This is a genomic window from Pseudomonas marginalis (assembly GCF_008692035.1).
GTDB lineage: Bacteria > Pseudomonadota > Gammaproteobacteria > Pseudomonadales > Pseudomonadaceae > Aquipseudomonas > Aquipseudomonas marginalis.
The window spans coordinates 1,918,790-1,932,388 of sequence record NZ_VTFG01000001.1 but is presented as its reverse complement, the minus strand read 5'-3'; the positions used below and the strand labels follow the sequence as shown (position 1 = coordinate 1,932,388).

The window sequence follows — 13,599 nt, the reverse complement described above, 5'->3', positions numbered from 1 at the left end:
TTAACGAATAGGTGGGAGAACCTTGAAATTGGCGAGCAAGAAGTCATCTGCGCCCATTTGCATGCGGTGCCAGCTTCGCTCAGTAGTTATTCGACACTGGATATCTAGCGATTGAGCAACATGTCTGTCCAAAATTGGTACTACCAATTTATGGGCATCATAGGCGCCATCCAGCCGTTTGGTTGACGACCATTGGATCGAGTAACTGTCTGGCTCGTAGGCCGGATCCACCTCTAATTCCATGGTCAATGTATCTCCAGGGCGGAGATGATGATCTGGGTTGCTCAAATACGAAAGGTATATGCCGCCGTCATGCACTTGCATAAGCTGGCCACGGGTGAAGGTTTGACCAAAGGAGTCCGTGATTCTGAGTATCAATGGCACATCGTATTCTTGCTGCATATTAAGACTCTTGTAGTGCTCTCGAAGCGATTCAATGACGTCATTGCTGTAGCAGATAATTTGCTCTGCGGCTCTCGCGCTGATTGTATTTGCGTGAGCAAGATTGTTTCTCGGCGCCTGTATCCTGCCCAGGAAGGTTTTTGCTTCTTCTCTGCCGTGAGGAAAAGCATGTTCAAGAGGAGTCCTAAAATGATTCTTGTAGAGCTCAGGCTTGCACAGGATTTCAATCGCGTCATCGAGTAGGACAGCATCAATCTTTCGGGGGTATCTCAATGGTTCGCGAAGTTGTCGCTGGGCTACCTGACTTGCGAGCGTGCTTTTTATGAGTCGATTTCCGCTAGCGTCTTCGTATGAAAAGTAGTCTCCATATATTGGAGTCAGCGTGTCATGGATCAGGCGTCGAAGCCAATGTTCAAGGGATTCTATTTTTTGCTTACAGATGGAGCGGATATCTGAATCTGGGAGCGATGAGAGCAGTATGGTCATAGGCTGCGTACCGGTTGGTAGGGTAGGGTGGGGGCACAGCCTCCGCCATGGTTGGTAGTAATTGCCTTACCCCGTAAAATAGAACTTTCCACGCGGATAAACACCTGTTTTCATGGCACCGTGTTTAGCTTTTCAAGCGCGACACACCATAGAAAGCCCGGTCTTCGAATCGGGCTTTTTCGTGCGTGCTACTCTCGTCATATGATCAGGGGGGTTCCCTGCTCTGTATCGAGGGAAAGCAATGGAGCGCGACAAGAGACTAGTTTTTGAGTTGTTGACGGACATCCAGGACTTAGAAGGCCTGCATGGAGTCGACGAGAGAAACCTTGAGGCGAATCGGGAAAAGGATAGATTCGATGAGGCAGATTTTTATCATCTGAATCTACTTTTGAGCGGAGGTTTTATTGCCGCAGAGATTGAAGAGGCAACCGGCATGCTTACCTACAGGTTGACCTGGTCGGGGCATGACTTGATCGAACAGCTCCAGGTAGAAATATTCAAGATTTAAGCTACACGGATTTCTCAATGCCCGGCCTGACCTGCTGGGCTTTTTTGTGGGTTGCCCAGGTACCACCCTCTTACATAAGACGCTCTTCTGACGCGACTTGATCGATCTGTATGGCAATTTGATATTCGCGGCCCCAGAATGTCAGCCTTAACTGATCGCCACGGAGAGCGATATGAGCGATGTGAATGTGCCTGCAAAACGGAATGTTGGCTTCCTTCTTGGAATCGGTATTCTGTTTTTCCCGATTATTTTTGCCTGGTTTCTGCTCCGAAAGGGGCATTCTGTCCTTTCTCGTGTGGTAGGTTTTGGCTGGCTAATCTTGTGTATCTTGGTGATTGTTGCAGCTCCTCCTGCTCCGCCGAGTGCGGGTAGTCGTTCTGTTTCTACTGCCACTCCTGCTTCTGCCTCTGCCTCTGCTCCTGCTCCTGCTCCTGCTCCTGCTGAGCCACTCAAGACATACACGTCCACTCAAGTGGCGAAAAGTTACGACGACAATACTGTGGCCGCTGATGCGCTTTTTAAGGGTAAGCGTGTGAAAGTCACGGGCCGGGTTACTGACATCAACACCGACTTCCGTGGCAATCCTTATCTTGTTCTGGCCGGTTCGAACCAGTTTTTGGGGCCGCAGTTCAAGTTTGATAAGTCAAGTATTTCAGTGATGGCCACGCTTAAGAAGGGCGTCACAGTCAGTGTTATTTGCACTGGCGCAGGCGACGTTATCAAAACACCTATGTTTGAAGACTGTGAAATGTCGAAATAGGCATAGGTAGGTATCACCGAGCACTACTCACAACGCAACATTTCCTGAAGCCCCGCCCTCGTGCGGGGCTTTTTCGTTTTCGGCTCCACCACACCCGTTGCTATGGCCGGGAGTGCTGATGGGGCCGGATTTATCAATCTCCCCGAGAGGGAGGAAATCCGGATGCCACCCATGCCAGACAAGCCAGACACGTGGGCCCAAATCTGGCTGGCCCTCTCGAACCCGCTATGGCAGGGCGCAATCATGGCCGTCACGATCACTCTTCTTCGCGTGCTGTACGAAGCCAAAGAGCCAAATAAGTGGCGGATCATCTTGGAAGCGCTGATTTGCGGCGCTCTTAGCCTATCGGCCAGCAGCATCATTGAATGGATGACCTGGCCCCCTAGTTTGTCCGTTGCTGCCGGTGGTGCCATTGGCTTCATTGGCGTTACGGCGATCAGGGACATGATCATCCGCTTCCTGGGCAAGAAGGTGGACTCGGCATGAAGGCTTTCGCTGCGGCAATCATCATCGCGCTGGTGGGCCTTTTGTTGGTTGGCATTCAACAACTGCGGGTTGAGGACCTTCGCGAAGAGAAGCGCGTTGAGACCCAGGCAAAGGACGATGCTGTCGAGGCCAATAAAGAGAGCCAGGCCACTATCACCACGCTGCGCGCTGAAGCAAAGCGTAATGCCGAATACCAGGCCGATCTGGCAAAGCGGCTCAAGGCCAGCCAGGACAAAGCGAAAAAGGCGGAGAAGAACTTTGAAGACCTCAAGCGCAACAGCAAGCCTGTTCGTGACTGGGCTGCTCAGCCTCTGCCTGACGGCCTGCGCGGCAAAGCCGGCGGTAGTAACAAAGACCCAGGCCGTAAGACTGGAAGCCCCTGAACTGATCCCGTGCGAACGGGTTGATGAGGATGCCGCCGCCCTTCGCCTGAATGGCGATGTGTGGGAGCTGAAGGACAGGGCAATCAACCTACTCGACACGTGTGCCGACCAGGTAGATGCCCAGATCAAACGCAGTCAGAGCAAGTGACCACTGATGCCACTACGACCACAGAAGCCTTGCAGTGCTCAGGGGTGCAGGGCGCTCACCCGCAACCCTCGCTATTGCGATGAGCATGCCAACCTCGCGAAGGCAGCAGCTGCCAAGTTGGCTGACAAGAAGCGCGAGAGCAGCAGCCAGCGAGGCTACGGCTACAAATGGCAGCAGGCGAGCAAGGGGTTCTTGGCTCGGCATCCTCTCTGTGCTGAGCATGATCGACGCGGCGAGGTGGTCGCGGCTACCGATGTCGACCATATCACCCCGCACAAAGGTGACATGTCGCTTTTCTGGGATCGAAACAACTGGCAGTCGCTGTGCCACAGCTGCCACAGCACGAAAACAGCGTCAGAAGACGGTGGTTGGGGCAACCCAAGCAGAAAATCGTGCAAAATGCAGTGAAAATAGATCAAATGAGACGGATTCTCATCTGAGGGGTGGGGGAGGGTCAAAAGTCCACACCTTTTGCCTTCTAGACCGTCCGCCCAATCGTTTTCTTACACCCGCGAAATTAAAAATTCAGGAGTTGCGCGATGGGAGGCACCGCCACGGTCGCCGGCCGTGGTCGCAAACCCAAGCCAACGGCCAAAAAAGCACTCGCCGGAAACCCTGGCAAGCGCGCGCTGAATACAGCCGAACCGCAGTTTTCCAAGATCACCCAGATCGACCCGCCCGAGTGGTTCAGCCCTCGGGCAGCCACCATGTGGAACATGATTGTTCCTGAGCTGCTGCGCGAGAACGTGGTGGCTATCACGGACCTGCACAACGTCGAGGCCTTTTGTAGTGCCTACGACAATTGGAGGCTTGCGCAGGAATCGATCGCGCTGCATGGCATCGTCGTCACCGGTGCCATGGGTGGCCCGATGAAGAACCCCGCACTTACCGCTGCGAACGAAACGATGCGCCAGATGGTGACGTTCGGTTCGATGCTAGGTCTGGACCCGGCAAGCCGCACCCGACTCATCGGCGGCAACAAGGAAAAAGAAACCAACGAATTCGCCAAACTACTGAGTAGCTGATGACCAAATCTGCCCACCCCAATGTCGACAAGGCAATGGTGTGGGGTAGGTCATTGCTCCGCGGGAAGGTCCCTGCGTGCCGGTATATCCACCAGGCAGTGCAGCGCCACTTCGATGACCTGGCGGCGAGCCGCAAGCGCGGGTTCCGTTTCAAGTTTGATGCGGCAAAGGCCGAGAAAAAACTGAAGCTGATGCAACTGCTACCGCACACCAAGGGAGAGTGGGCATTCAAGCGTCAGCTGATCACGCTGGAGCCCTGGCAGCTTTTCGGCCTCGCCGTGACATTCGGCTGGGTAAAGAAGAAGGGCGGCCACCGCCGCTTCCGTGAAAGCTACTGGGAAGTGCCCAGGAAGAACGGCAAATCTGTTGTCGCCGGCGGCGTGGGCATCAGCATGTTCGTCGCCGATGGCGAATTCGGCGCCGAGGTGTACGCAGGGGCGACTACTGAGAAACAGGCCTGGGAGGTTTTCCGGCCGGCCAAGCTCATGGTCAGCAAATCGCCGATGCTGATTCAGGCCGCTGGCATCGAGGTGAACGCCTCGAACATGAACATCCCGTCCGACTTCAGTCGCTTCGAGCCACTGATCGGTAACCCTGGCGACGGCGCATCTCCAAGCTGCGCCATCGTCGACGAGTACCACGAACACCCAACGTCGGCACAGTACGACACCATGCTCACTGGGATGGGCGCCCGGCGTCAGCCGTTGATGTTCATCATCACCACCGCTGGCGCCGACATTGAAGGTCCGTGCTACGACAAGCGCCGCCAGGTCGTCGAGATGCTGGCCGGTACCGTGCCAGACGAAGAGTTGTTCGGCTGGATCTGGACGCTCGATGAGGGCGACGACTGGACCGATCCCAAGATGCTGGCCAAGGCCAATCCGAACCGCGGGGTTTCGGTGTTCCAGGAGTATCTGGAGAGCCAGCAGGCCCGGGCTATCCGGTCGGCGCGCTTCGCCAATACCTTCAAAACGAAACACCTCAACCTCTGGGTAAGCGCCAAGGCCGGCTTCTACAACATGGAAAGCTGGAAGGCGTGCGAAGACACATCGCTGACTCTGGAGCAGTTCGAAGGGCAGGAGTGGATCGCCGGTTTCGACTTGGCGCGAAAGCTCGACATGAACTCTAGGGCCAGGTTGTTCTGGCGCGTCATTGATGGGAAGAACCACTACTACAGCATTGCGCCGAAGTTTTGGGTTCCTTACGACACCGCCTTCAACACCGACAACAAGCGGATGGCGGAACGCTTCCAGGCGTGGATTCACTCCAAGCATTTGGAGGTGACCGACGGAGCCGAGGTCGACTACCGCGAGATCCTTGAGGATACCAAGGAGGCAAATCACCACGCCCCGGTGCGTGAGTGCCCGATTGACCCGCACGGCGCTACGGGGTTAAGCCACGATCTGGATGACCAAGGCTTCAATCCGGTCACTATCACGCAGAACTACACCAACATGTCGGACCCGATGAAAGAGCTGGAGGCCGCGATCGAGGCTGGGCGCTTCCATCACGACGGGAACCCGATCATGACGTGGTGTATCGGTAACGTTATTGGCAAGCACTTGCCAGGTAATGATGACGTCGTGCGCCCCATCAAACAGGGTGATGACAACAAGATCGACGGCGCCGTCGCGCTGATCATGACGATAGGCCGCATCCTGGCGAATGCTGAGGTGCAAGGTTCTGTCGACGACTTCCTCTCCAGACCGATGAGCATGTAATGGCAGATACCGACTACAGCATCGACCTGCGTACCCGCAGTCCATTTTGGGCGCGTATGGCGAGCTTCTTTGTCGGCGGCCGCCTGGTCACCCCTGAAAAGGGTTCGCAGACAGGCCCGGTATCAGCCCAGGGTGTCGTGGGTGACTCGGTCGTCAATGATGAGCGATCGCTACAAATATCCACTGTGTTTGCATGTGTGCGGCTGATCTGCAGCGTAACGGCGTGTATGCCGCTGGATGTGTTCGAAACAAACGGCGACGACCGCAAGAAGGTCGGCCTGGAAAATCCTCTGGCCCGACTTCTGCGCTACAGCCCCAACTCGTTCATGACAGCCTTCGATTTTCGGGTGTCAATGACAATGCAGCTTTGCTATTACGGAAACGCCTATGCGCTGATCGAGCGCAACAGCGTCGGTGACGTAATCAGCCTGATCCCGCTGCTGTCGGCAAATATGGACGTGAGGCTTGAGGGTCGGAAAGTTATTTACCGTTACCGCCGGGACAGCGAGTACGCGGATTTCAAGCAGTCTGAAATATTCCACCTGAAAGGCTTCGGCTTCAATGGACTCGTAGGTCTCTCGCCGATTGCCTTTGCGGCCAAAAGCGCGGGCGTTGCAGTCGCGATGGAGGATCAGCAGCGAGATTTCTACGCGAACGGGGCCAAGTCACCACAGTTGCTCATGACAGGCGAAGGTAAGGTTCTCAACAAAGAGCAGCGGGCCCAGGTAGAAGAGAATTTCAAGGAGATATCCGGTGGCCCTGTGAAAAAGCGGCTCTGGATTCTAGAAGGCGGGTTCACGACTCAGGCTATTGGGGTTAGCCCGCAGGACGCTGAGACGATGGCCGCGCGGAAGTTTCAAGTAAGCGAGCTTGCGAGGTTCTTTGGTGTGCCGCCGCATCTGGTGGGGGACGTAGAAAAATCGACCAGTTGGGGCTCGGGCATTGAGCAGCAAAACCTCGGATTCTTGCAGTACAGCCTGGATCCCTACCTCGAGATTTGGGAGGGGTGCATTTTGCGCTGGCTGGTCAAACCCTCTGACTTGGGACGAATTCACGCCGAGCACAACCGCGACGGCCTGTTGAGCGGTGATTCCACTGCCCGTGCGAATTACATGAAGTCCCTGGTGGACGCCGGTCTTCTTACCGTCAATGAGGGTAGGCGGGTGAACAACCGGCCCCCGGTACCGGGCGGTGATGTTGCAACGCGCCAATCGCAGAACGTACCGCTTACCCAACTTGGCAAACTAAACCCCGCACCCAGCGGGGTTTAGTTTTTCTGGAGCTGCCAAATGTCAAATATTCAAAAGACCCTGGCCTTCGCTGAGGCTGAGATCAAATTCGATTCCGGCGGAAAGGTTGGGGTTTTCGAGGGATATGCCAGCGTTTTCGATGTGATCGATTCGGACGGCGACATCATTCTTCCGGGCGCGTTTAAAAAAGCCTTGAGCACTCAGAGCCGACAGGTTGGCATGTTTTTCAACCACCAGACCTATGGTTTGCCGGTGGGTAAATGGCAGTCCCTCGAAGAGGACAGTAAAGGATTGATCGTTCGCGGCGAACTGACCCCAGGTCTTTCTGTTTCTAATGACCTTCGCGCCGCGATGGAGCACAAGACTGTCGAGGGTATGTCTGTCGGCTTCACAGTGATGAAAGACGATTTCGACATGATCGCCACCGGTCGCGCGTTTAAGAGTGTTGCGGCTCTCCGCGAGATCAGCATTTGCACATTCCCCGCCAATGAACTGGCAACTATCGAATCCATGAAGTCCATGGAGTCGATCACCACAATTCGCGATGTGGAGCACTGGCTGAGGGATTCGGTCGGCCTGTCCAAGTCGCAAGCTCTGGGCCTCGTGGCCCGGATTAAGTCCGCAGTTCGGAGTGATTCCGAAGGTGGCGAAATCACCGCGATCCTTGATCGCCTTAAGTCCTTCCCATCTGTAGGAAAATAAACCATGTCCGAATTGGCCCAAATCCAAAAGGCTATTGAAGAATCGCAAAAGAACATGACTGAACTGTTCGATGCGCAGAAAAAAGAAATCACCGAGACCGGCGCCGTCAGCAAAAAGCTGCAGACTGATCTCCAAGCCGTCCAGGAAGAGTTGACCAAATCCGGCACTCGCCTGTTCGACCTGGAGCAAAAGCTCGCCGCCGGCAACTTGGACAATCCAGAAACGAAGAAGTCCTTCGCAGAGCAAACTGCAATCGATCTTCAAAAATCCTGGGACGGGAAGTCTTCGGGCAAGGTCGACGTCAAGAGCTTCAACAAACAACTCGGCAGTACGGCTGGTTCCGCAGGCGCATTGATCGAGCCACAGCGCAATGCCGGTATTTTGATGCCGGGCCTTCGCCGCCTTACCATCCGCGACCTGCTGGCCCAGGGCCGAATCAGTTCGAACTCGTTGGAGTATGTTCGCGAGAACATCTTTACCAACAGCGCGGCACCAGTCGCTGAGGGCACCTTGAAGCCCGAATCCAACCTGACCTTCACCAAGGAAACGGCGAACGTCAAAACCATCGCGCACTGGATCCAGGCATCGCGCCAAGTCATGGACGATGCGCCGATGCTCGAGTCGTACGTGAACAACCGCCTGCTGTTCGGCTTGGCTTTGGTGGAAGAAGGGCAGTTGCTGAACGGTGACGGCACCGGTGACAACCTGACCGGCCTGAATAAGGTGGCCACTGCATACGACGCAACGTTGAACGTGACGGGTGACACCCGCGCCGACAAGATTGCCCACGCGATCTTCCAGACCAGCGAATCCGAGTTTGAGGCGTCCGGCATCATCCTCAACCCGCGTGACTGGCACGCGATCGCGCTGTTGAAAGATGCGGATGGTCGCTACATCTTCGGCGGCCCGGCTGCATTCGCCGCCAAGGTCATGTGGGGCCTGCCGGTGGTCGCTACCAAGGCCCAGGCTCTGGGCACGTTCACGGTCGGCGGTTTCGATCTGGCGTCCCAGGTCTGGGATCGCATGGACGCGACGGTTGAAGTAAGCCGCGAAGACCGCGACAACTTCGTGAAGAACATGCTGACCATCCTGTGTGAAGAGCGCCTGGCCCTGGCTCACTATCGGCCAACCGCAATCATCACCGGTCCTTTCGCTACCGCAGCATAACCGAGGCCGGGGCAGGCAACTGCCCCGTTTGCGTCATGGTAAAGATTCGAGCGTTGCGCCAGTTTTCTCACTATCACGCCGGCAATTTCAGCCAGTTCGAGGTCCGCGAAGTTAAGGACGAATATGCTGAAGCTTTGATCGGGCTGGACTTGGCAGAAGAGATCGAGGACGACCAAGTTGGCAATCAGAAAGCGGAAACCCCAAAGAAGGCAGGCGGTAAGAAATGACTGTTACAGCCGCTGATCTGCTACCTATCGGGCTGATACGTAAGCATCTACGGGTTGATTTTGAGGATGAGGATGACCTCATCTCGCTTTACGCAGAGTCAGCTCTCGCCTGGGCTTTGTGGTACTGCGATAACCCCAAGCTTTTGCAGGTCAGTGACTTCCCGGCCAGTTTCAAAGCAGCGCTTTTGCTCTTGGTCGGGCACTCCTACTCAAATCGGGAGGCTGTGGTGCTTGGTTCCTCCGGAACGGATATCACAACCCTGCCGCTTGCCGTTGAGTCGCTTCTATGGTCTTCAAGGAACTTCAGGGGGCCACCTGATTCGGCTGCAGATGACTTGATTTCATAGGGGCATCCGATGGCATACAGAGACCTAGGCGCCGGAGAGCTGGATCGCCGCGTAGTCATACAGCTCAGATCCGACCGTCCCGCCGACGATATGGGGCTCGAATCTCAGCTGCTGGATCCAACACCTAGGTGGGCAAAGATTGAGCCTGTTGGGACCGCTGTTTACACAGACGGAGTCCAAACTGAAAACAAAATCACCCACCGCATTTTCATTAGGCATTTGCTGGGTATAACAACAGACCATGAGATTGTTAATTCGGGTGTTGTTTATCGGGTGAAGCGATGCGCCGAGATGAACGGCCGCAAGCGGTTCACAATCATTGAAGTCGAAGAACTGGGTAGCTTGAAGGCATCCGGAGGCATTTATGTCTAACTCAGCGTCGGTCGACGGTTACCTGCACGTCGAAGGCTTCGATAACTTCGAGCGTGATGCCTTCGACAAGCGAAAGATCCGCGCAGGGATGCGTAAGGTAGGGTTGCTGATCGCTCAGCGCGCCCAGATGAACCTAGTGCTGGGCAGGGGCCAGGACGGGTACCCGGTGAACCGCACTGGTGCGACGGTCGAGTCGGTGAAATTCAAGGTTTCCCGCGCTGGATTTCTGGTCCGCATATCCCCAACCAAAACTTCGGCAATGGAAGAGTTCTACCCGGCCTATCTGCACTACGGCGTGAAGAGGGGCCGCAAGCTCGGGAAGCTTGCACCCGGCGCCGGTAAAGGGAAGTCGAATCGCCGAGCCGCAGGCGTGCGTGCCGCTGCTGTTGCCGAGCGCGCCGCGGGTGAATGGCGTATCAAGCCGCGTGACAACTACATGGCCGACGCCCTGCAGGACTCGGCATCGCAAGTCCAATCCATCCTTTCCGCTGCATTCGCCGCTGCTCTGGGCTGATCGCCACAACACTGGACAAACACATGAAGCTGAACCCGCTTGTCGCACACTTGCGGCTGGCTTGCCCGTCCTTTGCTGGTCGGGTAGCCGGCGGCATCGATTGGGATGCGGTCGTCGAGAGCGCTCAGTTGGCTTTGCCGGCCGCGTACGTGATTGCAACCGCGGATGCTGCGACCCCGACCAAAGCCCAAAACATGATCATTCAGGACATCACTGATCAGTTCAACGTGGTGATCGTGCTGGATACGACGGACGAGCGTGGCCAAGCCGCCAATGACCTGCTGCACGACATGCGCGCCGAGCTATGGCGCGCCTTGCTGGGGTACATCCCGTCGCCGGAATACACGCCCATCGAGTATGGCAAGGGCGCGTTGCTGCACATCAGTCGGGCCCGGGTGGTTTACCAGTTCACCTTCTTCTCCGAATTCCAGGTTGGGCGTAATCGTCCTGGCCAGCCGGCCGAGACCTGGCAAGAGCTTGAGCTCGACGGGCTCACCGGGTTTACCGGTGTCGACTTCAAAATGGACTGCATCGACCCGGCAGATCCAAACCTGCAATCACCCGGCCCGGATGGGCGTATCGAAGCGCATTTCTCAGGAGACGTAACACCATGACCAAGCGCATCACTGTGGTGCCGGCCAAAGGCCGCTCTGTGCCCGATCCGGAGGCTGGCGACCTGTTGCCTGTTGAAGGCCGGGACGTACCCGACAACGTCTGGTGGCGCCGCCGCCAAGCTGACGGCGACGTCAAGTTGAAAGACGTTGAACCCACTACCACCAAAGCTGCAGCCGCGGCGAAAACCGAGGTGGCCAAATAATGCCTATCGGATTCAGCAACATCCCGGCCGATATCCGTGTGCCGCTGTTTTATGCGGAGATGGATAATTCGGCAGCGAACAGCGCCTCGTCGGCCATGCGCCGGCTGATCGTCGGCCAGGTAAACGACAACGCCGTCGGTGAAAGCATCGGCAAACTGGTGCTGGTTGCCAGTCTGGCCCTGGCCAAGGAAATTGGCGGGCAGGGCTCCATGCTCGCCGCAATGTACGAAGCCTGGCGCAAGACTGACCCGATCGGCGAAATCTGGTGCCTGCCTCTGCAAAACGAAACCGGCGAGGTCGCTTCTGCGACTATCACCATCACCGGCACTTCCACCGAAGCTGGTTTGCTGAACCTGTATGTCGGCGGCGTGCGAGTGCAATCCGTGGTGCCGTCTGCCGCAACGCCGACGGCTGCGGCCGCCGCCCTGGCGGTCAAGATCAACGCCTCACCGGATCTACCAGTGACGGCAGCCGCAGTGGGGGGCGTGGTTACCCTGACCTGCAAGTGGACCGGCGAAAGCGGCAACGACATCAGCATCGCGCTTAATCGCCTGGGCAAGTCCAATGGCGAAATTACCCCGGCCGGCCTGACGGTTGCGGTCACTCAGATGACCGCAGGCGTCGGCACTCCCGACCAGGTGGACGCAATCGCCGCACTGGGTGATGAGCCCTTCGAGTTCCTGTGCCAGCCCTGGACCGACACGACGTCGTTGAATGCCTGGAAGGAAGCGATGGACGACAACGTCGGTCGCTGGAGCTGGGCCAAGCAGCTGTTCGGGCATGTTTACAGCGCGAAACGCGGAACGATCGGCACTTTGGTCGCTGCTGGCCAGGCCCGTAACGATCAACACATGACCATCCAGGCGGTGGAAGTTGGTGTGCCTCAGCCAGTGTGGGTGCAGGCCGCCGCTTTGGCCGCGCGTACCGCCGTCTTTATCTCCGCCGATGCCAGCCGTCCAACCCAAAGCGGCAGCATGCCTGGCCTTGATCCGGCACCTGCGAGCGACCGTTTCACATTGACCGAGCGGCAGTCGTTGCTGAACTACGGCCTGGCCACGGCGTATTACGAGGGCGGTTACGTGCGCATTCAGCGCTCGGTCACCACCTATCAGAAGAACGCCTACGGCCAGGCGGATAACTCCTACCTGGACAGCGAGACCATGCACCAGTCGGCGTTCATCATCCGCCGCATGCAAAGCGTCATCACCAGCAAGTACGGCCGACACAAGCTTGCCAACGACGGCACCCGCTTCGGCGCTGGCCAGCCGATTGTTACGCCGAGCACCATTCGCGGGGAGCTGATTGCCCAGTACGCGAAGCTCGAGCTGGAAGGTCACGTCGAGAACGCTGATCTGTTCGCTGAGCACCTGGTGGTGGAGCGTGATACCCAGGACCCGAGCCGGGTCAACGTGTTGTTCCCGCCGGACTACATCAACGGTCTGCGCATCTTCGCGATGCTCAACCAATTCCGTCTTCAGTACGACGCCGCGGCGTAACGCTGACCCAGATCACCCGGCCCGCCTTGAGCGGGCTTTTTCATTCCAGAGGAAAAGACCATGGGTCAAAAAGTAGCGGGTACCGCCTACGTAAAAGTGGACGGCACGCAGCTCACTATCACTGGCGGCGCGGAAGCCCCGTTGATGGAAGTGAAGCGGGAGACGGTTTATCCGGGCTTCTACAAGGAAGAAGAACTGGCGCCGTACTTGAAGATGACAGCCATCGTTGAGGAGGGCTTTCCGATCAAGACGCTGGCGAATGGCCGCGACATGACGGTCACCTGCGAATTCAACAACGGCCGCGTCTACGTTCTTTCCGGCGCCTACCTGGTCGATGAGCCGTCGTTCAAGGCTGACGACGGCACGGTAGAGCTGCAATTCGACGGCATCAAAGGGAGCTGGCAATGAGTGATTCCGTAAAGCTGCAGGCGCCTATTGAAGCGCATGGCGAGCCCCTGACAGAACTGAACCTGCGCCGCCCGACCGTGCAGGAAGTTCGGGCCATCAAGGCCTTGCCGTACAAGATCGACAAAAACGAAGAGGTCAGCCTCGACATGGACGTCGCCGCGAAATACATCGCGGTGTGCGCAGGCATCCCTCCGTCGTCGGTCAACCAACTCGATCTGGCGGACCTCAACACGCTGAGCTGGCAGGTGGCCGGTTTTTTCATGAGCGCGGCATCAGCACAACCGAGCAGCTGATCGAGGTCGCGTATGACCTGGCGTGGTTCTGGAAAGTTGATCCGGAGCTATTGATGGCCCGGCCACTGGACGTGCTTCTTGAATCGC

General features: G+C 56.9%; 20 protein-coding genes. 19 read left to right on the top strand and 1 reads right to left on the bottom strand.

Annotated features, from left to right (window positions below; genetic code table 11):
• The gene (locus tag FX984_RS08710; protein WP_146476574.1) at positions 1–888 is read right to left on the bottom strand and encodes a hypothetical protein; all 888 of its coding nucleotides are present in this window, start codon (positions 886–888) and stop codon (positions 1–3) included.
• A gap of 241 nt (positions 889–1,129) precedes the next feature.
• Here FX984_RS08710 and FX984_RS08705 point away from each other — a divergent pair, with 241 nt between their 5' ends.
• From FX984_RS08705 to FX984_RS08615, 19 genes are all read left to right on the top strand, one after another.
• Positions 1,130–1,396: a DUF2513 domain-containing protein gene (locus tag FX984_RS08705; RefSeq protein WP_146476573.1), complete on the top strand. Its 267-nt coding sequence runs from the start codon at positions 1,130–1,132 to the stop codon at positions 1,394–1,396.
• Positions 1,397–1,568: 172 nt separating this feature from the next.
• Positions 1,569–2,156 (top strand): OB-fold protein, encoded by a 588-nt coding sequence (locus FX984_RS08700; RefSeq protein ID WP_146476572.1) that lies wholly within the window; start codon positions 1,569–1,571, stop codon positions 2,154–2,156.
• A gap of 162 nt (positions 2,157–2,318) precedes the next feature.
• Positions 2,319–2,642, top strand: a complete 324-nt coding sequence (locus tag FX984_RS08695; RefSeq protein ID WP_033901767.1) for a phage holin, lambda family — start codon at positions 2,319–2,321, stop codon at positions 2,640–2,642.
• A complete protein-coding gene (locus FX984_RS08690) occupies positions 2,639–3,025 on the top strand; it encodes a hypothetical protein (protein ID WP_146476571.1) in 387 nt (128 codons plus the stop codon). The genes FX984_RS08695 and FX984_RS08690 overlap by 4 nt, the downstream gene beginning before the upstream one ends.
• Before the next feature lie 154 nt (positions 3,026–3,179).
• Positions 3,180–3,581 carry an HNH endonuclease gene (locus tag FX984_RS08680; RefSeq protein WP_146476570.1) on the top strand — a complete coding sequence of 134 codons (402 nt, stop codon included), beginning with the start codon at positions 3,180–3,182 and terminating at the stop codon, positions 3,579–3,581.
• A gap of 131 nt (positions 3,582–3,712) precedes the next feature.
• A complete protein-coding gene (locus FX984_RS08675; protein ID WP_146476569.1) occupies positions 3,713–4,198 on the top strand; it encodes a phage terminase small subunit P27 family in 486 nt (161 codons plus the stop codon).
• The gene (locus tag FX984_RS08670; protein ID WP_146476568.1) at positions 4,198–5,919 is read left to right on the top strand and encodes a terminase large subunit; all 1,722 of its coding nucleotides are present in this window, start codon (positions 4,198–4,200) and stop codon (positions 5,917–5,919) included. The genes FX984_RS08675 and FX984_RS08670 overlap by 1 nt, the downstream gene beginning before the upstream one ends.
• Positions 5,919–7,190 carry a phage portal protein gene (locus FX984_RS08665; RefSeq protein WP_146476567.1) on the top strand — a complete coding sequence of 424 codons (1,272 nt, stop codon included), beginning with the start codon at positions 5,919–5,921 and terminating at the stop codon, positions 7,188–7,190. Before FX984_RS08670 ends, FX984_RS08665 begins: the two co-directional genes overlap by 1 nt.
• Positions 7,191–7,208: 18 nt before the next feature.
• Positions 7,209–7,871 carry an HK97 family phage prohead protease gene (locus FX984_RS08660; protein ID WP_146476566.1) on the top strand — a complete coding sequence of 221 codons (663 nt, stop codon included), beginning with the start codon at positions 7,209–7,211 and terminating at the stop codon, positions 7,869–7,871.
• Between the two features lie 3 nt (positions 7,872–7,874).
• Entirely contained in the window at positions 7,875–9,038 is a 1,164-nt protein-coding gene (locus FX984_RS08655; RefSeq protein ID WP_146476565.1) for a phage major capsid protein, read from the top strand.
• A gap of 53 nt (positions 9,039–9,091) precedes the next feature.
• Entirely contained in the window at positions 9,092–9,265 is a 174-nt protein-coding gene (locus FX984_RS32425; protein ID WP_186511856.1) for a hypothetical protein, read from the top strand.
• Positions 9,262–9,612, top strand: coding sequence for a head-tail connector protein (locus FX984_RS08650; RefSeq protein ID WP_146476564.1), 351 nt, complete (start codon positions 9,262–9,264; stop codon positions 9,610–9,612). The genes FX984_RS32425 and FX984_RS08650 overlap by 4 nt, the downstream gene beginning before the upstream one ends.
• Before the next feature lie 9 nt (positions 9,613–9,621).
• On the top strand, positions 9,622–9,984 hold the full coding sequence (locus tag FX984_RS08645; RefSeq protein ID WP_146476563.1) for a phage head closure protein: 363 nt from the start codon (positions 9,622–9,624) through the stop codon (positions 9,982–9,984).
• Positions 9,977–10,498: a hypothetical protein gene (locus tag FX984_RS08640; protein ID WP_146476562.1), complete on the top strand. Its 522-nt coding sequence runs from the start codon at positions 9,977–9,979 to the stop codon at positions 10,496–10,498. Before FX984_RS08645 ends, FX984_RS08640 begins: the two co-directional genes overlap by 8 nt.
• 23 nt (positions 10,499–10,521) lie before the next feature.
• Positions 10,522–11,112, top strand: coding sequence for a phage tail terminator protein (locus FX984_RS08635; RefSeq protein WP_146476561.1), 591 nt, complete (start codon positions 10,522–10,524; stop codon positions 11,110–11,112).
• Positions 11,109–11,315 (top strand): DUF2635 domain-containing protein, encoded by a 207-nt coding sequence (locus FX984_RS08630; RefSeq protein ID WP_146476560.1) that lies wholly within the window; start codon positions 11,109–11,111, stop codon positions 11,313–11,315. Before FX984_RS08635 ends, FX984_RS08630 begins: the two co-directional genes overlap by 4 nt.
• Positions 11,315–12,811, top strand: a complete 1,497-nt coding sequence (locus tag FX984_RS08625; protein WP_146476559.1) for a phage tail sheath subtilisin-like domain-containing protein — start codon at positions 11,315–11,317, stop codon at positions 12,809–12,811. Before FX984_RS08630 ends, FX984_RS08625 begins: the two co-directional genes overlap by 1 nt.
• 60 nt (positions 12,812–12,871) lie before the next feature.
• Positions 12,872–13,219 (top strand): phage tail tube protein, encoded by a 348-nt coding sequence (locus tag FX984_RS08620; RefSeq protein WP_146476558.1) that lies wholly within the window; start codon positions 12,872–12,874, stop codon positions 13,217–13,219.
• The gene (locus tag FX984_RS08615) at positions 13,216–13,512 is read left to right on the top strand and encodes a phage tail assembly protein (protein ID WP_065948810.1); all 297 of its coding nucleotides are present in this window, start codon (positions 13,216–13,218) and stop codon (positions 13,510–13,512) included. The genes FX984_RS08620 and FX984_RS08615 overlap by 4 nt, the downstream gene beginning before the upstream one ends.
• Positions 13,513–13,599: the final 87 nt, after the last annotated feature.

Bases quoted from the DNA above. Each gene is read 5' to 3' on its own strand.
- FX984_RS08630 (WP_146476560.1), top strand. From the start codon at position 11,109: ATGACCAAGCGCATCACTGTGGTGCCGGCCAAAGGCCGCTCTGTGCCC.
- FX984_RS08650 (WP_146476564.1), top strand. From the start codon at position 9,262: ATGACTGTTACAGCCGCTGATCTGCTACCTATCGGGCTGATACGTAAG.
- FX984_RS08625 (WP_146476559.1), top strand. From the start codon at position 11,315: ATGCCTATCGGATTCAGCAACATCCCGGCCGATATCCGTGTGCCGCTG.
- FX984_RS08690 (WP_146476571.1), top strand. From the start codon at position 2,639: ATGAAGGCTTTCGCTGCGGCAATCATCATCGCGCTGGTGGGCCTTTTG.
- FX984_RS08695 (WP_033901767.1), top strand. From the start codon at position 2,319: ATGCCACCCATGCCAGACAAGCCAGACACGTGGGCCCAAATCTGGCTG.
- FX984_RS08615 (WP_065948810.1), top strand. From the start codon at position 13,216: ATGAGTGATTCCGTAAAGCTGCAGGCGCCTATTGAAGCGCATGGCGAG.
- FX984_RS08705 (WP_146476573.1), top strand. From the start codon at position 1,130: ATGGAGCGCGACAAGAGACTAGTTTTTGAGTTGTTGACGGACATCCAG.
- FX984_RS08675 (WP_146476569.1), top strand. From the start codon at position 3,713: ATGGGAGGCACCGCCACGGTCGCCGGCCGTGGTCGCAAACCCAAGCCA.
- FX984_RS08710 (WP_146476574.1), bottom strand. From the start codon at position 888: ATGACCATACTGCTCTCATCGCTCCCAGATTCAGATATCCGCTCCATC.
- FX984_RS08665 (WP_146476567.1), top strand. From the start codon at position 5,919: ATGGCAGATACCGACTACAGCATCGACCTGCGTACCCGCAGTCCATTT.
- FX984_RS08660 (WP_146476566.1), top strand. From the start codon at position 7,209: ATGTCAAATATTCAAAAGACCCTGGCCTTCGCTGAGGCTGAGATCAAA.
- FX984_RS08680 (WP_146476570.1), top strand. From the start codon at position 3,180: ATGCCACTACGACCACAGAAGCCTTGCAGTGCTCAGGGGTGCAGGGCG.
- FX984_RS08655 (WP_146476565.1), top strand. From the start codon at position 7,875: ATGTCCGAATTGGCCCAAATCCAAAAGGCTATTGAAGAATCGCAAAAG.
- FX984_RS08645 (WP_146476563.1), top strand. From the start codon at position 9,622: ATGGCATACAGAGACCTAGGCGCCGGAGAGCTGGATCGCCGCGTAGTC.
- FX984_RS08670 (WP_146476568.1), top strand. From the start codon at position 4,198: ATGACCAAATCTGCCCACCCCAATGTCGACAAGGCAATGGTGTGGGGT.
- FX984_RS08635 (WP_146476561.1), top strand. From the start codon at position 10,522: ATGAAGCTGAACCCGCTTGTCGCACACTTGCGGCTGGCTTGCCCGTCC.
- FX984_RS08700 (WP_146476572.1), top strand. From the start codon at position 1,569: ATGAGCGATGTGAATGTGCCTGCAAAACGGAATGTTGGCTTCCTTCTT.
- FX984_RS08640 (WP_146476562.1), top strand. From the start codon at position 9,977: ATGTCTAACTCAGCGTCGGTCGACGGTTACCTGCACGTCGAAGGCTTC.
- FX984_RS08620 (WP_146476558.1), top strand. From the start codon at position 12,872: ATGGGTCAAAAAGTAGCGGGTACCGCCTACGTAAAAGTGGACGGCACG.